Raw genomic sequence first — 26,429 nt, 5'->3', positions numbered from 1 at the left:
TCTTTTTTAGACTTAAATTGGTCTATCCACTGTATAGAAAAGCAGCGTTCAAAGCAATCAGTGGCTTACCAATTTGAGCGATACTCTCATTTTGGTCTAACCATGTCAATCTCCGTACGCACCAGTCTGTGGCTTAAAAACAAAAGGCGACAGAGACACCGATCTGACAGGCTATTGCGCCCTGCAAATTGGAGTGCCATAATCAATATTGGTTAGACCACATTGAAATTCATCCAGAACAACCGGGCGCCCAGACCATCAGAAACCGGGCCGCTCCGCATCGAGACAAGGAAATCGCATCCATGAAGATCCTCAGCGCCAAGGTCATCGTGACCTGTCCAGGCCGCAACTTCGTCACCCTCAAGATAGAAACCGATCAGGGCATCTACGGTATCGGTGACGCCACCCTGAACGGACGCGAACTTGCCGTCAAATCCTATCTGGAAGACCACATCATTCCCTGCCTGATCGGCCGCGACGCCTCGCGCATCGAAGACACCTGGCAATACCTCTATCGCGGCGGCTACTGGCGTCGCGGCCCGGTCACCATGACCGCCATCGCCGCCGTCGACATGGCGCTGTGGGACATCAAGGGCAAAGCCGCCAACCTGCCGGTATATCAACTGCTGGGCGGCAAGAGCCGCGAGGGCGTGATGGTCTACGGCCACGCCAACGGCCGCGATCATGCCGAAGCGCTGGATGCGGTCGGCCATTACATCGACATGGGTTACAAGGCGATTCGCGTGCAATCCGGCGTGCCGGGGCTGGACAAGGCCTACGGCGTCGGCAAGGGCAACATGTATTACGAGCCTGCCGACAAGGGCCTGCCCGACGAAGAAATCTGGGACACCCCGCTCTACCTGCGCCACACGCCCGACCTGTTCGAAAAGGTGCGCGTGAAATACGGCAGCGATCATCACCTGCTGCACGATTGCCATCACCGCCTCAAACCGATCGAAGCGGCACAGTTGGGCAAGGCGCTGGAACCGTTCAAGCTGTTCTGGATGGAAGACGCGACGCCGGCCGAAAACCAGGAAGCCTTCAGGCTGATCCGCCAGCACACCACCACGCCGCTGGCCGTGGGTGAAATCATGAGCACCATTTGGGACTGCAAGGACCTGATCCAGAACCAGCTGATCGACTACATCCGCACCACCGTCGTCCACGCCGGCGGCATTACCCACCTGCGCCGCATCGCCGATCTGGCCTCGCTGTATCAGGTGCACACCGGCTGCCATGGCGCCACCGATCTGTCGCCGGTGAGCATGGCGGCAGCGCTCAACTTCAACATGTGGGTGCCGAATTTCGGCATACAGGAATACATGCGCCACACGCCGGAAACCGACGCGGTCTTCCCGCACGGCTACTACTTCGACAAGGGCTATCTGATGCTGCCCGACGCGCCGGGCCTGGGCGTGGACATCGATGAAGCGGCGGCGCTCAAATTCCCTTATGAGCGTGCGTATCTGCCGACTTGCCGTTTGCGCGACGGCACGGTGTGGAACTGGTAAGCCGACGATCGCGGACATGAAACAAAAAAAAACGGGAAGCACTTGAGTGCTTCCCGTTTTTTATTGCAAGCCTTGCCTGATCTTTTTACTTTGAACCAGTCTGCTTGGCGCATTGTGCTGAAATGACCGATCTCTCAACAATGTTGGCAACGCCACGAATCGCCTCCGGTGAACAGTTGGCCGCCGTCGCTTCAGGAGGCTTTGGCTCTCTCCTCATATTCTGATAGACGACAACGCCGATGGCGGCAACGACGATCAATACGATCAGTGCGGATTTCAATTTCAAGCGTTCTCCCTGTCAACTGATCGAAAAACTCAGGCGCCGCGCGCGCGGTCTTCCTTGAACTTCGCAACGAATTGCGTGAACTGTCCGTCGTCGATGGCGGCGCGGATTTCCTTCATGATCTGCAGGTAGTAATGCAGATTGTGAATGGTGTTCAGGCGCGCGCCAAGGATTTCGCCGGTGCGGTGCAGGTGATGCAGGTAGGCGCGCGAGAAATTCTTGCAGGCGTAGCAGTCGCAGGTTTCGTCGAGCGGCTTGGTGTCTTCCTTGTAGCGCGCGTTCTTGATCTTGATGTCGCCGAAACGCGTGAACAGCCAGCCGTTGCGCGCATTGCGGGTCGGCATGACGCAGTCGAACATGTCGACGCCGCTGGCCACACCGGCGACCAGATCTTCCGGCGTGCCGACGCCCATCAGGTAGTGCGGCTTGTCGGCCGGCAGGCGCGGTCCGATGTGTTCCAGCACGCGCATCATGTCTTCTTTCGGCTCGCCGACCGAGAGGCCGCCAATGGCGATGCCATCGAAGTTGAGTTCATTGAGGCCGGCCAGCGATTCGTCGCGCAAGGTTTCGAACATCCCGCCCTGGACGATGCCGAACAGCGCGTTGGGATTTTCGCCCTTCTGGAATTCATCGCGCGAGCGCTTGGCCCAGCGCAGCGACATGCGCATCGATTGTGCCGCTTCCACTTGCGTGGCGGGACGGCCGTCGATTTCATACGGCGTACATTCGTCGAACTGCATGACGATGTCGGAGTTCAGCACGCGCTGGATCTGCATCGACACTTCCGGCGACAGGAACAGCTTGTCGCCGTTGATCGGCGAAGCAAAGTGCACGCCCTCTTCCGTGATCTTGCGCATGTCGCCCAGCGAGAACACCTGGAAGCCGCCGGAGTCGGTCAGGATCGGTTTGTCCCAGCCCATGAAACCGTGCAGCCCGCCGAACTTGGCCATCACCTCCAGCCCCGGGCGCAGCCACAGGTGGAAGGTGTTGCCGAGGATGATGTGGGCGTCGATCTCTTTGAGTTCCAGCGGCGACATCGCCTTGACCGAGCCGTAGGTGCCGACCGGCATGAAGATCGGCGTCTCGACCACGCCGTGGTTAAGTTTGACGCGGCCGCGACGGGCGTTGCCGTCGGTTTTGAGGAGGGTAAATTCAAGCATAGTTAGGCGTTAAAAGCGTCACAAGTTAAAAGCATGGCGTCGCCATAGCTGAAGAATCGATATTGCTGCGCAATGGCGTGCGCGTAAGCGGCTCGAATGTTGTCGTAGCCGGCGAAGGCCGAGACCAGCATCAGCAGCGTCGACTTGGGCAAGTGGAAGTTGGTGATCAGGCGATCCACCGTCTTGAAGGTATAGCCCGGTGTGATGAACAGCCGCGTGTCGGCGCTGCCGGCTTCCAGTGCGCCGGGGTTAGAGCTGAATTGCGATGCCGACTCCAGCGCGCGCATGCTGGTGGTGCCGACGGCGACGATCTTGCCGCCCGCCGCCTTCACCGCGCGCACCTTGTCCACCGTCTCTTGTCCGATGGTGTACCACTCGCTGTGCATCTTGTGCTCGGACAGGTCTTCCACCCGCACCGGCTGGAAGGTGCCGGCGCCGACGTGCAGCGTAACGAAGGCGGTATCGACGCCTTTGGCCTTGAGCTTGTCGAGCAGGCCCTGGTCGAAATGCAGGCCGGCAGTCGGCGCGGCAACGGCGCCCGGTTCCTTGGCGTACACGGTCTGGTAGCGCGTCTCGTCGAACTCGTCGGCTTCGTGCTCGATATAAGGCGGCAAGGGCAGGCTGCCGTATTGCTCCAGCAGTTCGAACACATCCGACGGAAATTGCAGCGTGTAGAACTCGCCGTAGCGCTCGCCGACAATCACGTCAAAGGCATCGGCCAGGCGGATGCGCGTTCCTGCCGGCGGCGACTTGGACGCCCGCACCTGGGCATGCACACTGCGGCTGTCGAGCACGCGTTCGACCAGCACTTCGACCTTGCCGCCGGTTTCCTTGACGCCGAAGAAGCGCGCCTTGAGCACGCGGGTGTTGTTGAATACCAGCAAATCGCCGGGCGACAGCAGGTCGACCACATCGGCGAAACGGCGGTCGGTCAGTGCGAGCTTGCCTGACTGCGCGTCCACCTGCAGCAGGCGCGAGGCGCTGCGCTCGGCCAACGGCAGTTGCGCGATCAACTCGGGCGGCAAGTCGAAATCGAAATCGGAAAGTGAATACATGGAAAATAAGTAATGGAAGCAGCAATACTGTGATTAAACACAGTAAAATAGCGCCGAACCCTCTATTTTACGCTTTCTCGACATAGAAACCTCTCTGCATGCCAGCACCGAAGAAGAAAGCTTCCGCCGACAGCGTCAAAAAGGACAAGGCCGCAGCCAAAGCCGCGAAGAGCGCTCCGCCGCTGAGCAATGCCCAGAAGGCGCAAAACAAGCTCGCCAAACTGGGCTTGCGCTCGGACATGGACCTGGCCCTGCACCTGCCGCTGCGCTACGAGGACGAGACGCAGGTCATGAGCATCCACGACGCCAGCCTGCGCGGCACGCAGGTGGTGCAGGTCGAAGGCGTGGTCAGCAAGAGCGACGTCCAGTTCCGCCCGCGCCGCCAGCTGGTCGTCACCATTGCCGACGACAGCGGTCCGCTGGTGATGCGCTTCCTCAATTTCTACGGCAGCCAGGCCACGCAACTGGCCGAAGGCGTGCGCGTACGCGTGCGCGGCGAATTGCGCCACGGCTTCTTCGGCGCCGAGATGGTTCATCCCACCTATAAAGTCGTGCTCGAAGGCGCGCCGCTGCCGACCGCGCTCACGCCCGTCTATCCGGCCGGCGAAGGCCTGTCGCAGGCTTATCTGCGCAAAGCCATTGCCGGCGCCCTCTCGCGCATCGACTGGCGCGACACGCTGCCGCAAGCCACGCTGGATGAGCTGAAGCTGGGCGGTTTCGAAGCCTCGGTGCGCGAGCTGCACAATCCGCCGACCGACGTCGACGAATACGCGCTGGAAGAACGCTCGCATCCGGCCTGGATCCGCATGAAGTTCGACGAACTGCTGGCGCAGCAGCTGTCGCTCAAGCGCGCACAAGCAGCGCGCCGCGCCCGCAACGCCAGCGCATTGCCGACCGTCGGCAAGATTTCCAAGGCCTTCATCAAACAATTGCCTTTCAAGCTGACCGGCGCGCAGCAACGCGTGCTGGAAGAAATCCGCCACGACCTGCAGGAATCCTTCCCCATGCAGCGGCTGCTGCAAGGCGATGTCGGCAGCGGCAAGACCGTGGTTGCCGCGGTGGCCGCGGCACAAGCCATCGACAGCGGCTTTCAGGCGGTGCTGATGGCGCCGACCGAAATCCTGGCCGACCAGCATTTTCGCAAGATCGCCGCGTGGATGGAGCCGCTCGGCGTCAAGGTCGCCTGGCTCACCGGCAGCCTCAAGAAAAAAGAAAAGGCCGAGGCCAACGCGCTCATCGAGTCCGGCGAGGCGCGCCTGGTCATCGGCACGCATGCGCTGATCCAGGACAACGTGCAGTTCCAGAAACTCGGCCTGGTGATCGTCGACGAACAGCATCGCTTCGGCGTCGGCCAGCGACTGGCCTTGCGCAACAAGGCGCTGGATGCCGATGCAGACATCTCCGCACTGCCGCAAACCGTGCCCCATCAACTGATGATGTCCGCCACGCCCATCCCGCGCACGCTGGCGATGACCTATTACGCCGATCTCGAAGTCTCCGTGATCGACGAACTGCCGCCCGGCCGCACGCCCATCGTCACGCGCACCATCGACCAGAACCGCCGCGAAGAAGTCATCGCGCGCGTGCACGCCAACGCCCTCGAAGGCCGCCAGGTTTACTGGGTCTGCCCGCTGATCGAAGAATCCGAAGCGCTGCAATTGCAGACCGCGACCGACACCTATTCGATGCTGGCCGAAGCCCTGCCCGACCTGCGCATCGGCCTGGTGCACGGCCGCCTCAAGCAAGCAGAAAAACAGGATGTCATGGACGCCTTCAGCCGCGGCGAAATCCACGTGCTGGTCGCCACCACCGTGATCGAAGTCGGCGTCGACGTGCCGAATGCCTCCCTGATGGTGATCGAACACGCCGAACGCTTCGGCCTGTCGCAGTTGCACCAATTGCGCGGCCGCGTCGGCCGGGGCGCTGCCGCCAGCGCCTGCATCCTGCTGTACCAGAGCCCGCTCGGCGGCACCGCCAAGCAACGCCTGATGACCATGCGCGAAACCGCCGACGGTTTTGAAATCGCCCGCCGCGACCTGGAAATCCGCGGCCCCGGCGAATTCCTCGGCGCGCGCCAGTCCGGTGAAGCCCTGCTGCGTTTCGCCGACCTTGCGACCGATCAGTGGCTGGTGGAAAAAGCGCGTAACCTGGCGCAGACGCTGTTACAAAATGACGATGCCATCGTCGATGCCCATTTGCAGCGCTGGCTGGGCGGCAAGGAAGATTTTCTCAAAGTTTGACGAAATTACGGACTTTCCCGCTTCCGGCCGCGCACGCGCATTTACAACTTGCCGCACTTCGCGGACATTAGCGGCTTCTGAAATCCACGTCTTTCACACGGAGGCTCCATGCCAAGCAATCACGCCACGGATAGCCAGGATGCCTTGCGTTCGCCGGTCAGCGCGTTCTCGGGCATCCTGCGCGTCGTACTGGGGCTGATCCAGGGACTGCTGCTCTATGCGCTGTATTACAGCGAAACCGAAAAGACCTGGCTATCGACGCAATCTCCCCTGTTCATCGCGCTGGTCATGCTGGCCGGCTTCCTGCCGCTGATCGCCATTTCCGCCATCGGCCATCTCCCGGCGCGCAAGCTGCTGATCTGGCTCGGCGTGCTGACCGTCGTTCTGTCCGGACTCGGTTATTACGACGGCTGGCGCACCGATCTGTTCCAGCTATTACCCTCAGGCGTATCTGCCGGCAGCCGCAACCATTCTCCCTCCGCAGCCTTGTTCATACTCACTGTGGCGGGCTTGTTCATCGCGCAAGCCATGATCCTGGCCGGCAATGCCGACGGCAAGCGCATCGCCAGCTACCGCGGCTATTTTGAAATTGCATGGAAACTGCTGGTGCAGCTTTTGTTTGCCGCGCTGTTCACCGGCTTGTTCTGGCTCGTGCTGGAAACCGGCAATGCCTTGTTTTCGCTGATCAAGCTCGACTTCCTGGATGCACTGATCAAGAAAAGCTGGTTCCATATCCCGGCCACAACGCTGGCGTTCTCGTTCGCGCTGCATCTGAGCGACGTGCGCCCGCACATCGTCGCCGGCATCCGCAAGCTGCTGCTCAGCCTGCTGTCCTGGCTGCTGCCGATGGCGACGCTGATCGTGGCGGGTTTCCTGCTCAGCATTCTGGCGACCGGACTGGAACCCTTGTGGCAGACACGTCGGGCATCGCAGGTCTTGCTTGGCGCAACCGGCTTGCTGGTAGTGCTGGTCAACACGGTATATCAAGACGGCAACCGCCTGGGCGAAACAGAGCAGCGCGGTCAGCGCTTCTTCACTCTGTGCACGCGCATCGCCTGCCTGTTGCCGACGCCGCTGGTGTTGCTGGCCATGTACTCGCTGGGATTGCGTGTGGCGGAATACGGCTGGACCGTCAGCCGCATCGCAGGCGCCGTCTGTGCACTGATCGCGGCGCTGTACGCGTTCGGATACGGCATCGCGGCCATCCGGCTGCGGCACAATTTGCGGCAGATATCGACCACCAACATCGCCGCCGCCTTCGCCCTCCTGCTAGTGTTTCTGGCGCTGCTGTCGCCGCTGGCCGATCCGGCGCGCATCGCGGTCCTCAGCCAGGTGCATCGACTCGAGAGCGGCAAGGTCGAACCGGAGCGCTTCGATTATCGCTTCCTGCGTTTCGATGGAGACCGCTACGGCGTCATGCAACTCCAGCGCCTGAGCGAACAGAAGGAGGGCGCTCACGCCGACCTCATCCGTGAAAAAGCAAACCTGGCGTTACATGCAAAAAACAACTGGCAAGCGGAACAATTCGACGGCGTTGTCACGGTCGATCTCACCAAGAATATCCGCATGCATCCGGCCGACCGGCAGTTGCCTCCGCAGTTTGCCAAACAAGATTGGCGCGACGCCCCTGAGCGTTGGACCCAGCCGGGATGCCTGACCCGGCCAACGCAACAATGCGATGCCTATCTCGTCAAACCCGATCCTACCGGCAGCGAGCAACTGCTGATTTTCGAGGAGCACAACAACCCAAGCTTGTTCGTTCCCGGCGACGCCGGCAACTGGCAATTCGCCGGCAAGCTAATTCCCACACCGACCTGTGCCGAGCGACTACGCCAGGCAGCCGAGCAGGGGACGCTGAAATGGCAGGCGCCCTTGCAGCACGATCTCGAGATTGACGGCCTGCGCCTGCGCTTGGACACCGGGCAACAGACGAATGTCGATTGCGCCAAAGCCGGTGACAAATAAGTAGCAGAGAACCTGTCCAGGTTCCCTCGCAGGAGGCCATTGAATGGCGACGGACAGAGAGAATCAAGGACAGGCTTCAGGGAAACGTTTTCAGATACGCGACCAGATTGCTGAGTTGTTGCTCGTCGCCGATCCCCCAGAACCGCATCTTGGTGCCGGGCACGACATCTCCCGGCGACTTCATGAAAGCGCGCAGCTTGTCTTCGGTCCAGACGATGTGCGAATTCTGCATCGCCGCCGAATAACGATAATCCCCGGTCGATCCCGCCGGCCGGCCGACAATGCCGTTGAGCTGCGGTCCGAAACCGGCGCGCGCCGACGGGCCGATCTGGTGGCAACTGGCGCATTTGGCAAACGCTGCCTTGCCGGCAACCGCGTCGCCGGCAGCCTCCGACGGCAACGGCCGCATCAAAAAGAACGCCGTGGCAAACAATACCGAGGCGCGGATCCATACTTGTTTTTTACTCATGTTCTTGCCTGCGAATCCGATTGTGCATCCTGCGATTGGCGGCAACTCTACCATGCCGCCCCTGCCCTGCATGCCACCCGCAAATGAGCTATAGTCTGCGCATATCAGCTCGCATAAGTCTATAAAGCCCCTATGACACTCACCGAACTCAAGTACATCGTCGCCGTCGCACGCCAAAAGCATTTCGGCCATGCCGCCGAAGCCTGTTTCGTGGCGCAGCCGACCTTGTCGGTCGCGATCAAGAAACTGGAAGACGAACTCGGCGTCATCATCTTCGAACGCGGCGGCACTGAGGTATCCGTGACGCCGCTGGGCGCGCAAATCGTGGCGCAGGCCGAGCGCGTGCTGGAACAGACCGCCGCCATCAAGGAAATCGCCAGCCAGAATAAAGACCCGCTGTCGGGCCCGCTGCGCCTGGGCATCATCTACACCATAGGCCCTTATCTGCTGCCCTCGCTGGTCAAGACCATGATCGAGACGGTGCCGCAGATGCCCTTGATCCTGCAGGAAAATTTCACCACCCGCCTGATCGAACTGCTGCGCCAGGGCGAACTGGATGCGGCCATCATGGCGCTGCCCTTCCCTGAACACGGCCTGATCGTGCAACCTTTGTACGACGAAGAATTCGTCATCGCCCTGCCCAAGCATCACAAATGGGCCGAGCGCAAGGAAATCACGGCCCAGGACCTGAAGACAGAAACCATGCTGCTGCTCGGCAACGGCCATTGCTTCCGCGACCAGGTGCTGGAAGTCTGCCCGGAAATGTCGCGCTTCTCGACCGCCGGCGACGGCATCGCGCGCACCTTCGAAGGTTCGTCGCTGGAAACCATCCGCCACATGGTGTCGTCCGGCATCGGCATCACCGTGCTGCCCCAGGCTTCAGTGCCGGATATGCACGCCAAGGATGGCATGGTGCGCTATGTGCCGTTCAGCAAACCGGTGCCGTCGCGCCGCGTGGTGATTGCCTGGCGCAAGAGCTTCACCCGTCAGGCCGCCATCGATACCGTACGCAAGGCCGTGCTGTCCTGCAACTTGCCCGGCGTCGACATGCTGCATGAAGCAGAAGTTACCGAAGGCTGAAGCCCTCGCCCATCACGAATAAAGGAATTCCTGCGTGCAATCAGACGTGCAGTTGATGCCGGCAATCCCGATCATTCGCATCTTTGCCGAAGACAAGGCCAGGGAGTTTTATGTTGACTTCCTCGGCTTCCAAATCGACTGGCAGCACCGCTTTGAACCGGGGGCGCCGCTCTACCTCCAGGTCAGCCGCACCGGCCTGATCCTGCATCTGAGCGAGCATTACGGCGACGCCTCGCCGGGCGCGACCGTCTTTGCACGGATGCACGGCATCGATGCCTTCCATCAGGAACTGATCGCCAGAGATTATCCCTACGCCCGCCCCGGCGTGGAAGATCTGCCCTGGGGCCGCCAGATGCAAATCGCCGATCCCTTCGGCAACCGCCTGCGCTTTTGCGAACAAATGCACGACCAGTAATACATCATCCCCGTCCCAACCTTTTCCGGAGGAATCGATTTGAACCCGCCGTCTTTCACGCTGTACGTTGATGCCCAGTTCCTCAGCCCTTATGCGATGTCCGCGTTCGTCGCGCTGACCGAGAAAAACCAGCCCTTCGAGCTGCGCACCGTCGACCTGACGCTGCAGCACAATCACTTGCCGGAGTACGCGCAACTGTCCATGACGCATCGCGTCCCGACGCTGTGCGAAGGCGATTTTCATTTGTCGGAATCGTCTGCCATCGACGAATATCTGGAAGACCGCTTCCCCGGATCGGCGCCGCTCTATCCGCAAGATCCGCGTCAAAAGGCCAAAGCCCGCGAAATCCAGGCCTGGCTGCGTAGCGACCTCGGACCGATACGGCAAGAACGTCCTACCGAAGCAGTGTTCCTCGGCAAGAAGTACGATCCCTTGTCGACCGCCGCACAGTTTGCCGCCCGCAAACTGATCGACGGCGTCGATGCCTTGCTGAACGAAGACGCCGAGAATCTGTTCGGACCATGGTGTATTGCCGACACCGACCTTGCCGTCATGCTCAACCGCCTGGCCTTGCACGGCGATGCCTTGCCGCCCAAGCTGATCGCCTACGCGCAGCGCCAATGGCAACGTCCGTCGGTGCAACGCTGGCTGGCGCTGGAACGACCGACAGTACTGTAATCGTCTTCCCTGCTCGTGCGGCTTGATCCGCTAACAAGAATAACCAGAGGAATTCCCATGTCTCTTTCCGTATTGGTGAAACGTTGCAGCCTCGCTGTTTCTATCTCGGTATTACTGCTGCAGGCCGGGCCGGTCGCCGCACAAAGTGCATCGCTGCAATTAATTAACGAATATCCGGCGACCTCGATCACGGCGAGCGCAGACCTGCAATTTGCCGCAGCGGTGAAGCAATTGTCGAAGGGCGACATCGCCGTCGCCACGCTGCAGGAAGCCGCTAATCCCTACAAGGGCAAAGACCAGGTCAGCGCCGTGAGCAGCGGTAAAGCAGAGATCGGCACGCTCTTCGCCGGCATTCTGGGCGGCAGCGATTCGTTCTTCCTGCTGTCGTCGCTGCCTTTCGTGGTGGACGATTTCGAACAGGCGCAATCGCTCTTCACCTGCACCCAGCCCGAACTGGAACGCCATCTGGCGGCGCTGAACATGCGCCTGCTGTACGCCACGCCATGGCCGCCGTCGGGCATCTGGTCGGCCAAGCCGCTGCCGGATGTCGAGGCGGTCAAGACGCTCCATATCCGCACCTATGACGACAACAGCCGCGGCGTGTTCCAGCGCGTCGGCGCCAACAGCGTCAACCTGCCGTTCTCTGCCGTCGGTCCGAAACTGGCCTCGGGCGAACTCAATGCCGTGCTGTCGTCGGGCGACGGCGGCGCCGGCAATCGCCTGTGGGACCAGTTGCCCAACTTCACCGCGATCAGCTACGCCATCCCGCTGAGCTACACCATCATCAACAACGATGCCTGGAACAAACTGACGCCGGCGCAGCAAGCCATCCTGACGCAAGCCGCCCGGGCCACCAGCGACGCCAACTGGGCCAACGTCAAGAACCGCATCCAGGACAACTACGCGCGCATGAAGGAACACAACATGCAATTGAACCTGCAACCGGCGGCAAGCATGCGCCTGGCGCTGCGCAAGGCGGGCCAGGAGCAGGCCGACAGCTGGTGGCAGCAAGGTAAAAATAGCGAGATCAAAGCAAGCTGCGCGGCGGTATTGCAGGCAAAATAAGCCTTGTAAAGAACCGCCGGAAATCCGGAAAAATTGAGGAGACCCTGATGCCAAGCAAAGACACGCTGGAAAAATTCATCGCTCGCGTCGAAGCGAATGCGCACATTGAGGCGGTGGAAGAGTTCTACGCCGAAGATTCCACCATGCAGGAAAACGGCAATCCGCCGCGCTTCGGCCGCGACGCGCACGTCGCCAATGAACGCAAGGTCATGGCGCGCGTGAAATCATTGCAATCGAAGTGCGTACGGCCGGTATTCGTGGAAGGCGACAAAGTGGTGATCCGCTGGATCTTCCGCTTCGAATGGCTGGACGGTACCGTCACGCGAATGGAAGAGTTGGCGTACCAGCGCTGGGAAGGCGAGCACATCGCCGAAGAAACCTTCTTCTACGATCCGGCACAGCGCGTGCCGCTCGTAGAAGAAAAGTATTGAGAAATTTTCCTGCTGATCAAAACAGATTAAAACAGATCGATGTCGCCGCCGACTGGCTTCTTGGCCAGTTTGCCGGCGTAATCGCGTTCTTTCATTTCCAGCGCCGGATCGGCCGACTTCAGCTTCTTGACCAGGACTTTCCCCGAACGCGGGAAGTAATGCACCTTGCGCGGCCAGATGTCGTTCAGGTCTTCCGCCACCACGCGAATACCTTCAGTGCGCAGATAACTCCTGACGAAAGCCGCATTGCGCTCGCCGACGTTGATCGCATTGAATCCGCGCAACACCGCGCCGCCGCCGAAGACCTTGGACTCCAGATTCTCGCGCTTGGCGCCGGCCTTGAGGACTTCGTTGATCAGGATTTCCATGGCGTAAGTGCCATAGCGCATCGAGGATGAAATCGGGCTGTCGGCGTCGCTGCCGCCGTCCGGCAGCATGAAATGGTTCATCCCGCCGATGCCGCTGACGCGATCGCGAATGCAGGCCGATACGCAGGAACCCAGCACGGTCACGATCATCATGTCGTGGTGGGTGTAATAGTATTCGCCGGGAAGAATTTTTGCCGTATCGCAATTGAAGTTGCGATCGTGATAGACGTGGGAAGCGAACTGCTCGATATTTGCGTTCATCGTTTTTCCTGTTCCGGCGTGGGGCACCGATCATTGTCTTAGGGTGACATCTTATTGAGTATGTTGAAACGATTTTATGCACGAGCATGCATTGACGATATAGGGGAATCCCTTATGTGCTCTCCAGACGCGAGCGCGCGATGGCAGGAACAGCACGCCCGGCTGGCGTTGCAGCATGCAAAGCGAGAAGATTTGCCGCGGCGAAACAGGAATAATTTGCCACACGTAGAAGTACGTATTGGCGAGATCCCTCAGCGCTGATCTCTATTGCGGGAAGAATTTCGGCACGAAAAAACGGCCCGGCATCCATCACGATGCCGGGCCGTTTCTTTACTGCATGTTTCTTGCCTAGACTTCCGACCTGATCGGGTTGCGAATGATGCCGACGCCGGTGATTTCCGTTTCCAGCAGGTCGCCCGGTTTAAGGAACTCCGGCGGCGTGCGCGCAAAGCCGACGCCCGACGGCGTGCCGGTGGCGATGATGTCGCCCGGCTCCAGCGTCATGCCGCGCGACAACTCGGCGATGATGCGCGGGATTTTGAAATACATCTGCTTGTAGCTGGCGTTCTGCTTTTCGACGCCGTTGACGCGGCAGATCACGCGCACGTCGTCGAGCTGCACGCCCGCAGCTGTGACGATCCACGGCCCCATCGGCCCGTGTCCATCCAGACTCTTGCCCTTGAACCACTGCCCGCCGTGGCGCTTCTGTTGCACTTCGCGCGAGGTCGTATCGTTATAGGCGGAATAGCCAAAGACATAATCCATCGCCTTGTCTTCCGGAATATTGCGCCCGCGCTGGCCGATAACGACCGCCAGCTCGGCTTCCCAGTCGGTGGTGTTGGAATTGGTGATGTCATGGGGAATCGGATCGAAGGGGCCGTTCATCGTATGCGTGGCCTTGGTGAAAAACACCGGATGATCGGGCAGCTTCTGCACTGCCTTGTCGGCGCGCGCGTTCTTGCCTTCTTCGAAATGATCGAGGTAGTTCCAGCCGACGCAATAGATGTTGCGGTCGGGACGCGGAATCGGCGACATCAGGCTAGTCTGGCTGAGATTCGGCAAGCCCGGTTGTTGTGCGGCGCGATCAACTATAGCTTTCACCTGGGCAAATCCCGCATTGCCGCTGGCGACCAAGGCCAGCATCGACGAAGCATCGAAACCGAGTGTCGCGTTCTGGCGTTGCGCCTCGCTCTTGATATCGACCACGCGGCCGTCGTCGAGCACCGCTATGATCAGCGGCGTCGCGGCAGAACCCAGCCGCGCCGTCGCCAGGCGCATGCCGATCTTGCCGGCCAGCGGCGTCACCACCAGCGACTGCTGGCCATTGTTCGCAGTTTGCGCCCGCGCCGGATTCTGTCCCATCAACATGCTGCCGACTGCCGCCGAGGCGCCGGCCTTGATCCAGTTGCGACGATTCTTGTCCATCCGTGTCTCCTCTTTTTAGTGATTTATTTACCGGTCAACTCCTTCCAGAACTGCCGGTCTTTTTCAAACGACTGCAACAACCAGTTGGTGAAGGCGGCGACGTTGCCGTTCATCTCGCCTTCTTGCGGATACACCAGCCAATAGGCCGGTTCGGTCTGCTTCAGCGTCAACGACGACGCCAGCGGCACGATCAGGCGTTGCTGTTGCAAGGCATGCGCCACCAGCGAAGAACGTGCCAATGCAACGCCCTGCCCGGCCACGGCGGCATCGACCGCCGCGCTCTCCTGATTGAAGACGACGCCGCCGCTGACCGCGACCGACTCATCCGGCTCACCCTGTTCCGCAAACCAGTCCGCCCATGCCTGGCGGTCGTTCATATGCAGCAAGCCGGCGGTGGCGATTTCCTTCAGCGACCTGAAAGCCATCAGCGAAGGCGCACATACCGGCAGCAGGAATTCATCGCCCAGACGCGTGCACGACAAGCCGGGCCAGGGTCCTTGGCCGTAGCGAATGGCGACATCGATTTGTTCGCGGATAAAGTTGGTATGGCGCTCGCTCTGGTCCAGCCGCAATGCCATTTCCGGATACTGCGCGGTGAATTCGCCCAGACGCGGCACCAGCCATTTGGCGGCGAAGTTGGGCGAGGTGGAAATCGCCAGCTGCTGCCGGTCCGCCTGCGCGTACAAGCCGCGCGTGCCGCTTTCGATGCGGTCGAAGGCGTCGCCGACGACCTCCAGATAACGCTGTCCGGCCGGCGTCAGCCGCAACTGATTGGACAAGCGCTCGAACAAGACGATGCCGAGTTCATCTTCCAGCGCCTTGACCTGATGGCTGACGGCGCCGGCAGTGACGTTAAGCTCTTCGCCTGCCAGCGTAAAACGCTGATGCCGCGCCGATGCCTCGAAGGCGCGCAGGGCGTTGAGCGAAGGAAGTTTGCGAGCAGCCATCGTGATATGAGAAATATTGAGGCCGCCCTGAGAAAAGATGCTTTGCAGTTCCGGCCCGAGGAAATTTATTATAGACCTCAACACAAGCAACCGCCTTTCACGTCACCAAGGAACCGCAATGAATCTGGAACAACGTCTCGCCGAACTCGCCATCACCCTGCCCGCCTCCGCCGCACCCGGCGCACAATATGCCCCCGGCGTCGTTCATCAGGGACTGGCCTGGATCGCCGGCCAACTGCCGCGCGACGGCGACCGTGTGCTGGTATCCGGCAAGCTGGGCCGCGAGGTCAGTATCGAGGATGCAAAAATGGGAGCGCGCGCCGCGCTGATCCGCGCACTGGCCGCCTTGCGCGACACCGTCGGCGACCTGCAGCGCATCGACAAGATTTTGCGGCTCAACGTGTACGTCAACAGCACCGAAGATTTCAGCCAGCAAAGCGCCGTGGCCGATGGCGCGTCGTCGTTGATCTATGAATTGTTCGGAGCGGAACAGGGGCGCCACGCGCGCACCAGCGTCGGCGTTGCACAATTGCCGCGCAATGCGGCGGTCGAACTCGATATCGTGGTGGCGTTGGAAAGCTGATCTCCGAAAAACGGACACAAAAAAGCCGGCAAACTTCTGCCGGCTTCTTTGACGAACGACTGATCGTTAGCGCTCAGTCAATACGGTGCGTCGTTTGCGGGTCGAACCAGTGCAACAGATTCGCGTCGAAACCGGCCGTCACCAATTGCCCCATCGCCACGTCAGTGCCTGCCGCGCAGCGGATCACCATGGACTGGCCGCCGCAACGCGTGTGCACCAGCAACTCGGCGCCCAGCGCTTCGACCAGTTCCACCTGCATGTTCAGGCCGGGACGTCCCAGTTGCAGATGTTCAGGACGAATGCCGAGGATGCGTGCGCCGCCGCCGATGTTCTTCGATGCCGGCAGTTCGACCGTCGAACCGTCGTCAAAGGTGAAACGTGCGCCGTCGTCGCTGAGCTTGCCGTTGAGCAGGTTCATCGGCGGCGAGCCGATAAAGCTGGCGACGAAGGTCGTGGCAGGCTTGCCGTAGACTTCGGCCGGGGTGCCGATCTGTTCGGCGCGCCCCTTGTTCATGACGATCATGCGCTGGCCCAGCGTCATCGCTTCGACCTGGTCATGCGTCACGTACAGGCTGGTGGTGCGCAGCGAGGCGTGCAGCTTCTGGATTTCCAGACGCATTTGCACGCGCAGCTTGGCGTCGAGGTTCGACAGAGGTTCGTCGAACAGGAACACCGCCGGCTTGCGCACGATCGCGCGGCCCATCGCCACACGCTGGCGCTGGCCGCCGGACAGTTGACGCGGCGTGCGTTCCAGCAGCGCGCCCAGCTCCAGGATCTCCGCCGCGCGTTGCACGCGGGTGTCGATCTCGGCCTTGGGCAAGCCTTGGATCTTGAGACCGTAGGCCATGTTCTCGTACACGCTCATGTGCGGATACAGCGCGTAGTTCTGGAACACCATCGCGATATCGCGCTCTTTCGGCTCCAGGTTGTTGACCACGCGGTCGCCGATCATGATGTCGCCGGAGCTGATCTCTTCCAGCCCCGCCACCATGCGCAACAGCGTCGACTTGCCGCAGCCGGAAGGACCGACCATGACGATGAATTCGCCGTCGGCGATATCGATGTCGATGCCGTGGATGACGTCGACTGCTTTCGGCGCTTTGCCGTAAGTCTTCTTGACTTGCTTGAGGTGAATTTTTGCCATGTTATTTCTCGGAATCGACCAAACCTTTAACGAACCACTTTTGCATGACCACGACGACCAGCCCCGGCGGCAACATTGCCAGGATCATCGTAGCCATCACCATATTCCATTCCACCGCCGAGTCGCCGCCCGAGATCAGCGTCTTGATGCCGATGCCGATCGGGTACATGGTCTGCTCGGTGGCGATCATCAGCGGCCACAGATACTGGTTCCAGCCGTAGATGAACATGATCACGAACAGCGCAATCACGTTGGTGCGCGATAGCGGCCACAGCACATCTTTCAGGAAGCGCAACGGACCGGCGCCGTCGATGCGCGCCGCCTCCGCCAGCTCGTCCGGCACCGTCAAAAAGAATTGCCGGAACAGGAAGGTTGCCGTCGCCGAGGCGATCAGCGGCACCGTCAGGCCGGCATAGCTGTTAAGCATGCCGAAATCCGACACCACCTGATAGGTCGGCGTGATGCGCACCTCGACCGGCAGCATCAGGGTGACGAAAATCATCCAGAAGAACAGATTCCGGCCCTTGAAACGGAAGTAGACCATGGCAAATGCCGACAGCATGGAAATCGAGATCTTGCCGATCGCGATCACCAGCGCCGTCACCAGGCTGACCCACAGCATGCGCGACACCGGCGGCGACGACACGTTGCCGGAAGCGCCTTGCGTCAGGACGGTTTTGTAATTGGCGACCAGTTCCGTACCGGGCATCAGCGACAACGGCGACATGGCCGATTGCTCGGCGGTCTGGGTGCTGGCGATGAAGGCAACGTACAGCGGGAAGATCACGATGATCGCACCGATGATCAGCACCAGGTGGCTGACCGCGTCGAGAATGGGGCGGCGTTCAATCATGCTGGCGCTCCTTTCAGGCTGAAATGCTTAGGCATATTGCACCTTCTTTTCCACGTACTTGAACTGGACGACGGTCAGCAGGATCACGATCACCATCAGTACCACCGACTGCGCTGCCGCGCTGCCGAGATCGCCGCCCTTGAAGCCGTCGCTGAAGACCTTGTAGACCAGAATTTCCGTATCCTTGCCCGGACCGCCGTGGGTGGTCGCTTCGACGATCGCAAAGGTGTCGAAGAACGCGTACACGATGTTGACCACCATCAGGAAGAAGGTGGTCGGCGAGATCATCGGGAAGATGATCGTGAAGAAGCGCTTGACCGGACCCGCGCCGTCGATGGCGGCCGCTTCGATCAGCGATTTCGGAATCGATTGCAGACCGGCCAGGAAGAACAGGAAGTTGTAGCTGATCTGTTTCCAGATCGCGGCAATCACGATCAGGGTCATGGCCTGGTTGCCGTTGACCATGTAGTTCCAGTTGATGCCGAGCCAGGCCAGCACGTGCGAGATCAATCCCAGCGAAGGACTCAGCAGGAACATCCACAGCACGCCCACCACTACCGGCGACACCGCGTAGGGCCAGATCAGGAAGGTCTTGTAGATCGCCGCGCCCTTGACGACGCGATCGGCGAACACCGCCAGGATCAGCGACAGCACCATGCCGCCCACCGCCACCAGCACCGAGAAGATCGCCGTGGTCTGGAAGGCCGCCAGGTAAGTCGGGTCGCCGAACAAGGCGGCGAAGTTGTCGAACCAGACGAATTCGGAATAGCCGCCGAAGGCATCCTGCAACAGCACTGACTGATACAGGGCCTGCACTGCGGGCCAGAAGAAAAATAATATCGTGATCAGGATCTGCGGTGCGACCAGCGCATACGGCAGCCATGACGATGTGAAGCGAGCGCGTTTTTCCACGATAGCTTATGTCCCTAAAAGCGATGCGGCATCAGGATTGCCGAGAACGTTTACATCCCGCATCGGTAAATTGCCGAGTCATTTTCCAAGCAGCTAGAAAATACATCGCCCCGGCGCGGGCCGGGGCTGAGTGTCTTGCCATCGTTTGCTGAAACTGCATTCCCGATTGCCTGAAGTCAGCGCCGGGAATGCAGCTCATACGATTTTTATTTATTTGCTTTTTCGAAGCGTGCCAGCAATTCGTCACCGCGTTTGGCGGCGCTGTCGAGCGCATCCTTCGGTGTCTTCTTGCCGGTCCAGACGTTTTCCAGCTCTTCGTCGATCACGGTGCGGATCTGTGCGTAGTTGCCCAGACGGATACCGCGCGATTTGTCGGTGGTCTTGACGATCATCTGCTTGACGGCGACGTCGGTGCCTGGATTGCGCTCATAGAAACCGGACTTCTGGGTGATTTCGTAAGCTGCCTTGGTCACCGGCAGGTAGCCGGTTTCCTGATGCCACTTGGCTTGCACTTCAGGCTTGGACAGGTAAGTGAAGAACTTCGCTACGCCCTTGTACTCGTCGGCTTTCTTGCCGCCCATGACCCACAGCGATGCGCCGCCGATGATGGTGTTTTGCGGTGCGCCTGCAACGTCGCTGTAGTACGGCAACGGTGCCACGCCGAACTTGAACTTGGCGTTCTTGCGGATATCGGCGTAAGCGGACGACGAACCGGTGATGATTGCGCATTCGCCGGCGTTGAACTTGGCGTTGGCTTCATCCTTGCGGCCTGCGTAGATGAAGTAGCCTTGCTTGGCCCAGTTGGACATGTTTTCGATATGGCGCACTTGCAGCGGGCCATTGATCTTCAGGCGCGCATCGAGGCCGCCGAAACCGTTGCTCTTGGAAGCGGTTTCAGTGTTGTGCCATGCTGCGAACGATTCCAGGTGCACCCACGATTGCCATGTGGTGGTGTAAGGGCAGGTGACGCCGCTGGCCTTCATCTTGGCAGCCATGCCGACGAACTCTTGCCAGGTGACCGGCGGCTTGTTCGGATCCAGACCGGCCTTGGCGAACAGGTCCTTGTTGTAGAACATGATCGTGGTCGAGCTGTTGAACGGGAAGGACATCATGCCCTTCGCGGTCGAGTAGTAACCGGAGACGGCCGGCACGTAGGCGTTCTGGTCAAACTTTTCGCCTGCTTGCTGCATCACTTCATAGACCGGCTTGATGGCGCCCTTGGAGTAAACCATGGTCGCTGTGCCGACTTCAAAAATCTGCAGAATGTCCGGAGCATTGCCTGCGCGATAAGCGGCAATCGCTGCTGCCATCGATTCATCGTAAGTACCCTTGTATACCGGCACAACTTTGTAATCGGACTGGCTCTTGTTGAATTCGTCTGCCATGGTGTTGACGCGTTCGCTCAGGGCGCCGGTCATCGAATGCCACCACGAAATTTCAGTAACCGCGTAAGCGGAGCTTGTCATTGTCGCCATCACAGCGGCTGCTGCAAAGGCTTTCAGATGCAGTTTCATTAGGGTAATCCTCCCGAAAAAAGGTGACCGATGTTATCAAGTCATTGTGACTGTCTCGTTACACCGGGCGTACATTAACGTCTAATTTGGCCGTCCGCAAATAATTTTTCTTTTTTTGATCAAAAATTCACAGCACTTGTTACAACTGTTCACGACAGCAAAAAGCCGGTGAAAAAAAGTTCTGCCGATTCCTGTCGGCATTGTCAGGAATCTTTGCCCGTCCGCCCTCGCTGACCCGCCCTTGAGCCACCATTTATAATGACGCTTTTCTCTTGTCTGCCTGACATGAATCACTTATGAACCACTTGAATCAGCGCCTCGATCTCTACTTCCGGCTGATCCGCCTGCACAAACCCATCGGCATCCTGCTCTTGCTGTGGCCGACACTGATGGCGGTCTGGCTGGCGTCGGATGGTCGTCCGGACTGGCATATCGTGGCGATCTTTACGGTGGGAACAATTCTGATGCGTTCGGCCGGCTGCGCGATCAACGACTACGCCGACCGCGATTTCGACAAGCACGTCAAACGCACCGTCGACCGTCCGCTGACGGCAGGCAAGATCAAAGGCTGGGAAGCACTGATGGTCGCCGGGGTATTGGCGTTGATTTCTTTCCTGCTGATCCTGCCGCTCAACGGGCTGACCAAACAGTTGTCGGTTGCGGCGCTGATCGTGGCCGGCAGCTATCCCTACTTCAAACGCTTCTTTGCGATTCCGCAGGCTTATCTGGGGATCGCGTTCGGCTTCGGCATTCCGATGGGATTCGCGGCGGTGCAGGATGCGGTGCCGCTGGCGGCGTGGCTGATGCTGATCGCCAACATCTTCTGGGCGGTTGCCTACGACACCGAGTACGCGATGGTCGACCGCGACGACGATATCAAGTTGGGCATGAAAACATCGGCAATTACTTTCGGCCGCTTCGACGTGCTGGCGGTGATGCTGTGCTATGTCGCCGCGCTGGGGCTGTTCTGGGCGGTGGGCTGGCAATACGGTTTGCGCACCTGGTTCAGCCTCGGCATGCTGGTCGCCGCCGGCTGCGCGGTGTATCACTATCGCCTGATCCATGAACGCGACCGCACCGGCTGCTTCGCCGCGTTCATGCACAACAACTGGCTGGGCGCTGCGATGTTTGCCGGTGTGGCGCTGGACTACGCCTTGCGTTAACCTTGCATTCAACCTGTTTGCGATCCGGCGATGAAGCCCCGATCACAAGCAGGTATCAACTGTGCGGCTTCGGCAGCAGCGGCGTCGGATTGATCGGCTTGCCGTTGCTGCGGATCTCGAAGTACAGCTTGACCGTACTGCTGTCGCTGTCGCCCATCTCGGCGATCTGCTGGCCGCGATTGACGGTCTGCCCTTCCTTGACCATGATCGATTTGTTGTGGGCGTAGACCGACAACAACGTGCGGCTGTGTCGGATGATGATCATGTTGCCGTAGCCGCGGATACCGCGTCCGGCATATGTCACCTTGCCGGCTTCGGCAGCCCAGATCGGCTGGCTGCTGGTGCCAACGATATCGATTCCCTTCAGATTGCGGTCGGTGGTCGGGCTGAGTTTGCCCTGCGCCGGCCACATCCAGTTGAGGCGCTCGGCTTCAGCGACTGAAGGCGCCGCCGACGTTGCAGGCGCTGCCGGGGCCGCTTCCTTCTTCGCCTCAGCCGCTTTGCGTTCACGCACGCCCGACTCGGTCGGACGCGCCGGACGCGCGCGCGAAATCGGCGCCACCGATGGCGGCGGCCTGATGCGCAAGACCTGGCCGACCTCGATCTCGTCCTTGTCGGAAATCTTGTTCCACGCCGCCAGATCGTGATAGCTCTGGCCGAATGACCGGCCGAGAGCGATCAGCGTGTCGCCTTTTCTGACCGTATAAAAATCGCCATCCGCTTGCGGGGCGCCTGCGCAGGCTGCCAGCAGCACTGCGAGAAAAATGCAACTGTATCGACGCACGTTCAGACTAATCCTTGCCAAACTCCTCCCCCAATTCCTTCCCTCTGGCAGCGGCGGCCTTGACGGCCGTGATGATGTGCTGCCTGATCCCATTGTTTTCCATGCTGGTGAGCGCCGCGTAGGTCGTGCCACCCTTCGACGTCACGCGTTCGCGCAACAGGGACAGCGGCTCCGGCGAACGGATCGCCAGTTCGACAGCACCTGCAAACGTCGCCTTCGCCAGTTCGACGCCTTGCTCGGCGGTGAGCCCCAGCTCGAGCGCGGCCTGCTGCATGGCTTCCATGAAATAGAACACATAGGCCGGGCCGCTGCCCGACACCGCCGTCACCGGATCTATCAGGTCTTCGCTGGATAGCCACACGGTCGCACCGGCGGCGCGCAGGATGGCGTCTGCAGCGGCGCGCTGCTCGACACTGACGCCTGCCATGGCCGCCATGCCGGTGATGCCTTTGCCGATCAGCGCCGGGGTATTCGGCATGGCGCGCACGATGGCCTGATGGTCGCCGAGCCAGCGCGACAGATCGGCGCTGCGGATGCCGGCGGCAATCGACAGCACCAGTTGCGTGGAGATGAAGGGCTTGAGACTGTCGGCCACCTGGCGCATCTGCTGCGGCTTGACCGCCAGCACGACGACATCGCATTGCGCCAGCGTGTCGTCCACCTGCAGCGCCGTGGTGACGCCGAAACGCTGAGCAAGTGTTTGCAGCGATTCCGGATTGAGATCAATGACGTGAATGTTCTTGCCGTCCGTCAGTTTGCCTGCGAGACCGCCAATCAATGCAGTGGCCATATTGCCGCCGCCAATGAAACCTATCTTCAACATATGCTTTCTTCCTATCGATAACTGCGGATGACTCTATCTACGTTAGCTGGTCTGGCGCTGCCCGAAAATCGCCGTGCCGACGCGCACGATCGTTGCGCCTTCGGCGATGGCGGCATCCATGTCGGCCGACATCCCCATCGACAGCGTATCGCAGGCGATGCCGCTGCCAAGCAGCAGCGCCGACAATTCACGCAGGCGCCGGAACGCCGCGCGCTGTTCTTGTTCCACGTCGGTCGGCGCCGGGATCGCCATCAGTCCGCGCAAACGCAGTCCCGGCATTGCGGCGACCGCCTGCGCCACCGGCAGCAACTCGTCGGGCGACAAACCGCTCTTGCTGTCTTCGGCGCTGATGTTGACTTGCAGGCAGATATTCAATGGCGGCAATTCCGGCGGGCGTTGTTCCGACAAGCGGCGCGCGATTTTTTCGCGATCGACCGAATGCACCCAGTCGAAATGTTCTGCAATCTGGCGCGTCTTGTTGCTCTGGATCGGGCCGATGAAATGCCATGCAACCACGGCCTCCGGCGCCGCCAGTTTCAGCGCGGCGATCTTGTCGAGCGCTTCCTGGACGTAATTCTCGCCGAATGCGGTCTGCCCGGCGCGCACGGCGTCCAATACAGACGAAACATCAAAAAACTTCGACACCGCGAGCAGCTGGATGTCTTGCGTATCGCGACCTGCGGCTTGCGCGGCGACGGCGATACGAGCGTTAACAACTTGCAACTGTTTTGCGATTGACGACATAATTCTTTGGTTCGGGGAGGGACAACACTGTTTTTCTGCAAGAGATTATAAATGGACATTCCCGACCTGCTCGCCTTTTCAGTCAAGAATCACGCTTCCGACCTGCATCTTTCCACCGGTTTACCGCCCATGCTGCGCATACGCGGCGATATACGGCGCATCAATCTGCCCGCATTGGCGGCGCAGGAAATCGGCCATATGCTCGACGCCATCATGGATCAGACCCAGGCCGATGCTTATCGCCGCGACCTGGAGTGCGACTTCGCCATCGACAACGCCGGACTGGCGCGCTTTCGCGTCAATGCCTTCCATCAGGTGCGCGGCCCGGCAGCGGTCATTCGCACCATTCCGCACGCGATCCCGAGCCTGGCGGAACTCGGCGCCCCGCCGGTGCTGAGCGAACTGGCGCTGCGCCGGCAAGGCCTGATCCTGGTCACCGGTCCCACCGGTTCCGGCAAATCGACCACGCTGGCCGCCATGATCCGCCACATCAATGCGCATCACCCCGCCCACATCCTGACGATCGAAGATCCCATCGAGTTCGTGCATACATCGGACAAAAGCCTGATCAACCAGCGCGCAGTCGGCGCTCATACGCATTCCTTCGCCAATGCGCTGCGCTCGGCCTTACGCGAGGACCCGGATGTCATCCTGGTCGGCGAACTGCGCGACCTCGACACCATACGCCTGGCGCTGACCGCAGCCGAAACCGGCCATCTGGTGCTGGCCACACTGCATACCTCCTCCGCCGCCAAAAGCGTCGACCGCATCGTCGACGTATTTCCCGGAGAAGAAAAGGAAATGGTCCGCAGCATGCTGTCGGAATCGCTGAGCGCCGTCGTCTCGCAAGTGCTGCTGAAAACCAAAGCCGGCGACGGCCGCATCGCCGCACACGAAATCATGCTCGGCACACCCGCCATCCGCAACCTGATCCGCGAAGGCAAGGTTGCACAAATGATATCGGTCATGCAAACCTCGGCGGGCGCCGGCATGCAGACGCTGGATCACGGCCTGGCCGAATTGCTGCGCAAGGAATTGATTACCGCGGAGACGGCGCGCGCGGCAGCCAGAAGCCCCGAGCAGTTTGCCTGAAGCCCGGTGATAGCCCATGGGCTATCATGGACGTCATTCTTTCACTTACCGCGACGAGGACATCATGCCCACCATCTACGACTTCCAGCCCGCCCTGCCCGACAACACGCCGACCGCGCTGGATCAGTATCGCGGCAAAGTCGTCCTGATCGTCAACACCGCCAGCAAATGCGGGTTCACGCCGCAGTATCAGGGCCTGGAAAAGATCTACCGCGAATTCAAGGACAAGGGCGTCGAAGTGCTCGGCTTCCCCTGCAACCAGTTCGGCGGCCAGGAACCGGGCACGGCGGAAGAGATCGGTGCCTTCTGCGAAAAGAACTACGGCGTCAGTTTTCCGCTGTTCGCCAAGATCGACGTCAACGGCGACAAGGCCGACCCGCTGTTCACCTACATCAAGGCGGAAGCGCCCGGCCTGCTAGGCAGCAAGGCCATCAAATGGAATTTCACCAAATTCCTGGTGCGCAAGAACGGCACCGTCTTCAAGCGCTATGCGCCGGCCACCAAACCGGAAGACATGGTGGCCGACATTGAAAAGCTGCTGGCTGAATAAGACTGTTCAATGCACGTGACAGATACCGTCGCCATACGGCGCGGCAACGAACTCGGGCAATGATTCCGCAGCTTCCGACAAAGCAGCCAGTGCAGGGTAATCGGCCGCCGGCACGACGTCGGCGACCAGTTGCTGGCTGAAGAACCAGGCCACTGCAGTGGTCAGCGTAGCCTGATCGATGGTGGCGCTGGTCACCGCACGTGGCCGCTTGGTGAACTCATCTTCCAGTGCCTTGTACGCTTCCAGCAATTGGCCGGACACGCGCGTCAGCCAAGGCTGGTGCAACTTCTCGGCGGGTCGCAGTTTGTGTTCATAGACAATCTGCACACTCTTCTCGCACGCCGTCATCGCCAGGCCGATGATGCGCAAGGCGCGTTGCAACTCGCCCAGATCGGCCGGCAGCAAACTGCGCTTCTTCTGAGGAAATGCTTCGGCGTATTGCGTGATCAGTATCGAATCCATCAGCACCATGCCGTCGTCGCAGATCAGCGAAGGCGCCTTCACCAGCGGATTGATTTCACGGAAGCGATCGAAAGTGCTGAACACCGAGATTGACTGATGTTCGAACGGCAAGCCGAGCAATTGCAAAGAAATGGCGGCGCGGCGGACATAGGGGGAATCGAGCATGCCGATCAGTTGCACTGGTGTCTCCTCAGTAGGTGATGAACAGGATAAGGCTCATAAAGATACCCCGAAATAAAAAAGGACGCCAAGGCGTCCTTTTCTTCAACCGTCTTCACGACACTCGGTTCCCACTTTCGTTGGAACGACAGTTTTGAGAGATGGCTTAGTTCTTCGATTGGTCCACGAGTTTATTGGCTTTGATCCAAGGCATCATCGAACGTAATTTTTCACCCACGATTTCGATCTGGTGTTCAGCGTTGATGCGACGACGCGACAGCAAGGTCGGTGCG

General features: G+C 60.1%; 27 protein-coding genes and 1 pseudogene. 12 read left to right on the top strand and 16 right to left on the bottom strand.

Features of this window, described 5'->3' with window-relative positions; genetic code table 11:
- Window positions 1–302: 302 nt before the first annotated feature.
- A complete protein-coding gene (manD, locus tag AKL25_RS22760) occupies window positions 303–1,511 on the top strand; it encodes a D-mannonate dehydratase ManD (RefSeq protein ID WP_050479988.1) in 1,209 nt (402 codons plus the stop codon).
- Between the two features lie 85 nt (window positions 1,512–1,596).
- Here the strand turns inward: manD and AKL25_RS24365 are convergent, their stop codons facing one another.
- The 3 genes from AKL25_RS24365 to queA are packed head-to-tail and all read right to left on the bottom strand — an operon-like array spanning window position 1,597 to window position 4,009.
- Window positions 1,597–1,797 (bottom strand): entry exclusion lipoprotein TrbK, encoded by a 201-nt coding sequence (locus tag AKL25_RS24365; RefSeq protein ID WP_157050738.1) that lies wholly within the window; start codon window positions 1,795–1,797, stop codon window positions 1,597–1,599.
- 29 nt (window positions 1,798–1,826) lie between these two features.
- Window positions 1,827–2,954 (bottom strand): tRNA guanosine(34) transglycosylase Tgt, encoded by a 1,128-nt coding sequence (tgt, locus tag AKL25_RS22755; protein ID WP_050479987.1) that lies wholly within the window; start codon window positions 2,952–2,954, stop codon window positions 1,827–1,829.
- A 2-nt stretch (window positions 2,955–2,956) separates the two neighbouring features.
- Complete coding sequence (gene queA, locus AKL25_RS22750; protein ID WP_050479986.1) at window positions 2,957–4,009, bottom strand: tRNA preQ1(34) S-adenosylmethionine ribosyltransferase-isomerase QueA; 1,053 nt, start codon at window positions 4,007–4,009, stop codon at window positions 2,957–2,959.
- Window positions 4,010–4,107: 98 nt separating this feature from the next.
- On the opposite strand from queA, the gene recG reads away from it, so the two are divergent.
- Together recG and AKL25_RS22740 are read left to right on the top strand one after the other, a co-directional pair.
- On the top strand, window positions 4,108–6,249 hold the full coding sequence (recG, locus tag AKL25_RS22745; RefSeq protein ID WP_050479985.1) for an ATP-dependent DNA helicase RecG: 2,142 nt from the start codon (window positions 4,108–4,110) through the stop codon (window positions 6,247–6,249).
- A 108-nt stretch (window positions 6,250–6,357) separates the two neighbouring features.
- Window positions 6,358–8,214, top strand: coding sequence for a DUF4153 domain-containing protein (locus tag AKL25_RS22740; RefSeq protein ID WP_050479984.1), 1,857 nt, complete (start codon window positions 6,358–6,360; stop codon window positions 8,212–8,214).
- Between the two features lie 76 nt (window positions 8,215–8,290).
- Here AKL25_RS22740 and AKL25_RS22735 read toward each other — a convergent pair whose 3' ends face one another.
- Window positions 8,291–8,683: a c-type cytochrome gene (locus AKL25_RS22735; protein WP_083444844.1), complete on the bottom strand. Its 393-nt coding sequence runs from the start codon at window positions 8,681–8,683 to the stop codon at window positions 8,291–8,293.
- A 132-nt stretch (window positions 8,684–8,815) separates the two neighbouring features.
- Between AKL25_RS22735 and AKL25_RS22730 the strand changes: the two genes are divergently transcribed.
- The 5 genes from AKL25_RS22730 to AKL25_RS22710 are packed head-to-tail and all read left to right on the top strand — an operon-like array spanning window position 8,816 to window position 12,352.
- Entirely contained in the window at window positions 8,816–9,763 is a 948-nt protein-coding gene (locus AKL25_RS22730; protein WP_050479983.1) for a LysR substrate-binding domain-containing protein, read from the top strand.
- Window positions 9,764–9,809: 46 nt separating this feature from the next.
- Complete coding sequence (locus tag AKL25_RS22725) at window positions 9,810–10,178, top strand: glyoxalase superfamily protein (RefSeq protein WP_050480001.1); 369 nt, start codon at window positions 9,810–9,812, stop codon at window positions 10,176–10,178.
- A gap of 39 nt (window positions 10,179–10,217) precedes the next feature.
- Window positions 10,218–10,856 (top strand): glutathione transferase, encoded by a 639-nt coding sequence (yfcF, locus tag AKL25_RS22720; RefSeq protein WP_083444843.1) that lies wholly within the window; start codon window positions 10,218–10,220, stop codon window positions 10,854–10,856.
- 57 nt (window positions 10,857–10,913) lie between these two features.
- Window positions 10,914–11,921: a TRAP transporter substrate-binding protein DctP gene (dctP, locus tag AKL25_RS22715; RefSeq protein WP_050479982.1), complete on the top strand. Its 1,008-nt coding sequence runs from the start codon at window positions 10,914–10,916 to the stop codon at window positions 11,919–11,921.
- 47 nt (window positions 11,922–11,968) lie between these two features.
- A complete protein-coding gene (locus tag AKL25_RS22710; protein WP_050479981.1) occupies window positions 11,969–12,352 on the top strand; it encodes a nuclear transport factor 2 family protein in 384 nt (127 codons plus the stop codon).
- A gap of 26 nt (window positions 12,353–12,378) precedes the next feature.
- Here AKL25_RS22710 and cheD read toward each other — a convergent pair whose 3' ends face one another.
- The 3 genes from cheD to gcvA form a co-directional block, all read right to left on the bottom strand.
- Entirely contained in the window at window positions 12,379–12,981 is a 603-nt protein-coding gene (gene cheD / locus AKL25_RS22705) for a chemoreceptor glutamine deamidase CheD (protein WP_050479980.1), read from the bottom strand.
- 348 nt (window positions 12,982–13,329) lie between these two features.
- A complete protein-coding gene (locus AKL25_RS22700) occupies window positions 13,330–14,406 on the bottom strand; it encodes a fumarylacetoacetate hydrolase family protein (RefSeq protein ID WP_050479979.1) in 1,077 nt (358 codons plus the stop codon).
- Window positions 14,407–14,429: 23 nt separating this feature from the next.
- On the bottom strand, window positions 14,430–15,353 hold the full coding sequence (gcvA, locus tag AKL25_RS22695; protein WP_240475842.1) for a transcriptional regulator GcvA: 924 nt from the start codon (window positions 15,351–15,353) through the stop codon (window positions 14,430–14,432).
- Between the two features lie 118 nt (window positions 15,354–15,471).
- Between gcvA and AKL25_RS22690 the strand changes: the two genes are divergently transcribed.
- Window positions 15,472–15,936, top strand: coding sequence for a RidA family protein (locus AKL25_RS22690; protein WP_050479977.1), 465 nt, complete (start codon window positions 15,472–15,474; stop codon window positions 15,934–15,936).
- 73 nt (window positions 15,937–16,009) lie between these two features.
- On the opposite strand, the gene AKL25_RS22685 is transcribed toward AKL25_RS22690, so the two are convergent.
- The 4 genes from AKL25_RS22685 to ugpB form a co-directional block, all read right to left on the bottom strand.
- Window positions 16,010–17,080: a sn-glycerol-3-phosphate import ATP-binding protein UgpC gene (locus tag AKL25_RS22685; RefSeq protein ID WP_050479976.1), complete on the bottom strand. Its 1,071-nt coding sequence runs from the start codon at window positions 17,078–17,080 to the stop codon at window positions 16,010–16,012.
- Window position 17,081: 1 nt separating this feature from the next.
- Window positions 17,082–17,933: a sn-glycerol-3-phosphate ABC transporter permease UgpE gene (ugpE, locus tag AKL25_RS22680; RefSeq protein WP_050479975.1), complete on the bottom strand. Its 852-nt coding sequence runs from the start codon at window positions 17,931–17,933 to the stop codon at window positions 17,082–17,084.
- A gap of 27 nt (window positions 17,934–17,960) precedes the next feature.
- Complete coding sequence (ugpA, locus tag AKL25_RS22675; RefSeq protein WP_050479974.1) at window positions 17,961–18,845, bottom strand: sn-glycerol-3-phosphate ABC transporter permease UgpA; 885 nt, start codon at window positions 18,843–18,845, stop codon at window positions 17,961–17,963.
- Between the two features lie 206 nt (window positions 18,846–19,051).
- On the bottom strand, window positions 19,052–20,359 hold the full coding sequence (gene ugpB / locus AKL25_RS22670; RefSeq protein ID WP_050479973.1) for a sn-glycerol-3-phosphate ABC transporter substrate-binding protein UgpB: 1,308 nt from the start codon (window positions 20,357–20,359) through the stop codon (window positions 19,052–19,054).
- A gap of 296 nt (window positions 20,360–20,655) precedes the next feature.
- On the opposite strand from ugpB, the gene ubiA reads away from it, so the two are divergent.
- Entirely contained in the window at window positions 20,656–21,522 is an 867-nt protein-coding gene (ubiA, locus tag AKL25_RS22665; RefSeq protein WP_050479972.1) for a 4-hydroxybenzoate octaprenyltransferase, read from the top strand.
- Between the two features lie 55 nt (window positions 21,523–21,577).
- On the opposite strand, the gene AKL25_RS22660 is transcribed toward ubiA, so the two are convergent.
- From AKL25_RS22660 to AKL25_RS22650, 3 genes are read right to left on the bottom strand one after another with little or no spacing between them, the layout of a single operon-like run.
- On the bottom strand, window positions 21,578–22,306 hold the full coding sequence (locus AKL25_RS22660) for a peptidoglycan DD-metalloendopeptidase family protein (protein WP_240475841.1): 729 nt from the start codon (window positions 22,304–22,306) through the stop codon (window positions 21,578–21,580).
- Window positions 22,307–22,313: 7 nt separating this feature from the next.
- Complete coding sequence (gene proC, locus AKL25_RS22655) at window positions 22,314–23,129, bottom strand: pyrroline-5-carboxylate reductase (RefSeq protein ID WP_050479970.1); 816 nt, start codon at window positions 23,127–23,129, stop codon at window positions 22,314–22,316.
- A gap of 42 nt (window positions 23,130–23,171) precedes the next feature.
- A complete protein-coding gene (locus AKL25_RS22650; protein ID WP_050479969.1) occupies window positions 23,172–23,873 on the bottom strand; it encodes a YggS family pyridoxal phosphate-dependent enzyme in 702 nt (233 codons plus the stop codon).
- Window positions 23,874–23,924: 51 nt separating this feature from the next.
- Between AKL25_RS22650 and AKL25_RS22645 the strand changes: the two genes are divergently transcribed.
- Both AKL25_RS22645 and AKL25_RS22640 read left to right on the top strand, forming a co-directional pair.
- A complete protein-coding gene (locus tag AKL25_RS22645) occupies window positions 23,925–24,965 on the top strand; it encodes a type IV pilus twitching motility protein PilT (RefSeq protein ID WP_050479968.1) in 1,041 nt (346 codons plus the stop codon).
- A gap of 64 nt (window positions 24,966–25,029) precedes the next feature.
- Window positions 25,030–25,515, top strand: a complete 486-nt coding sequence (locus tag AKL25_RS22640; RefSeq protein ID WP_050479999.1) for a glutathione peroxidase — start codon at window positions 25,030–25,032, stop codon at window positions 25,513–25,515.
- Window positions 25,516–25,521: 6 nt separating this feature from the next.
- Here AKL25_RS22640 and AKL25_RS22635 read toward each other — a convergent pair whose 3' ends face one another.
- Together AKL25_RS22635 and AKL25_RS24360 are read right to left on the bottom strand one after the other, a co-directional pair.
- Window positions 25,522–26,157 carry a glutathione S-transferase family protein gene (locus AKL25_RS22635; RefSeq protein WP_050479967.1) on the bottom strand — a complete coding sequence of 212 codons (636 nt, stop codon included), beginning with the start codon at window positions 26,155–26,157 and terminating at the stop codon, window positions 25,522–25,524.
- Window positions 26,158–26,302: 145 nt separating this feature from the next.
- Window positions 26,303–26,429: pseudogene (locus AKL25_RS24360) on the bottom strand (ketol-acid reductoisomerase); the annotation flags it as partial.

The sequence above is a fragment of the Herbaspirillum rhizosphaerae genome, assembly GCF_001189965.1.
GTDB classification, from domain to species: Bacteria; Pseudomonadota; Gammaproteobacteria; order Burkholderiales; family Burkholderiaceae_D; genus Herbaspirillum; species Herbaspirillum rhizosphaerae.
This window is presented reverse-complemented; position numbering and strand designations above follow the sequence as displayed.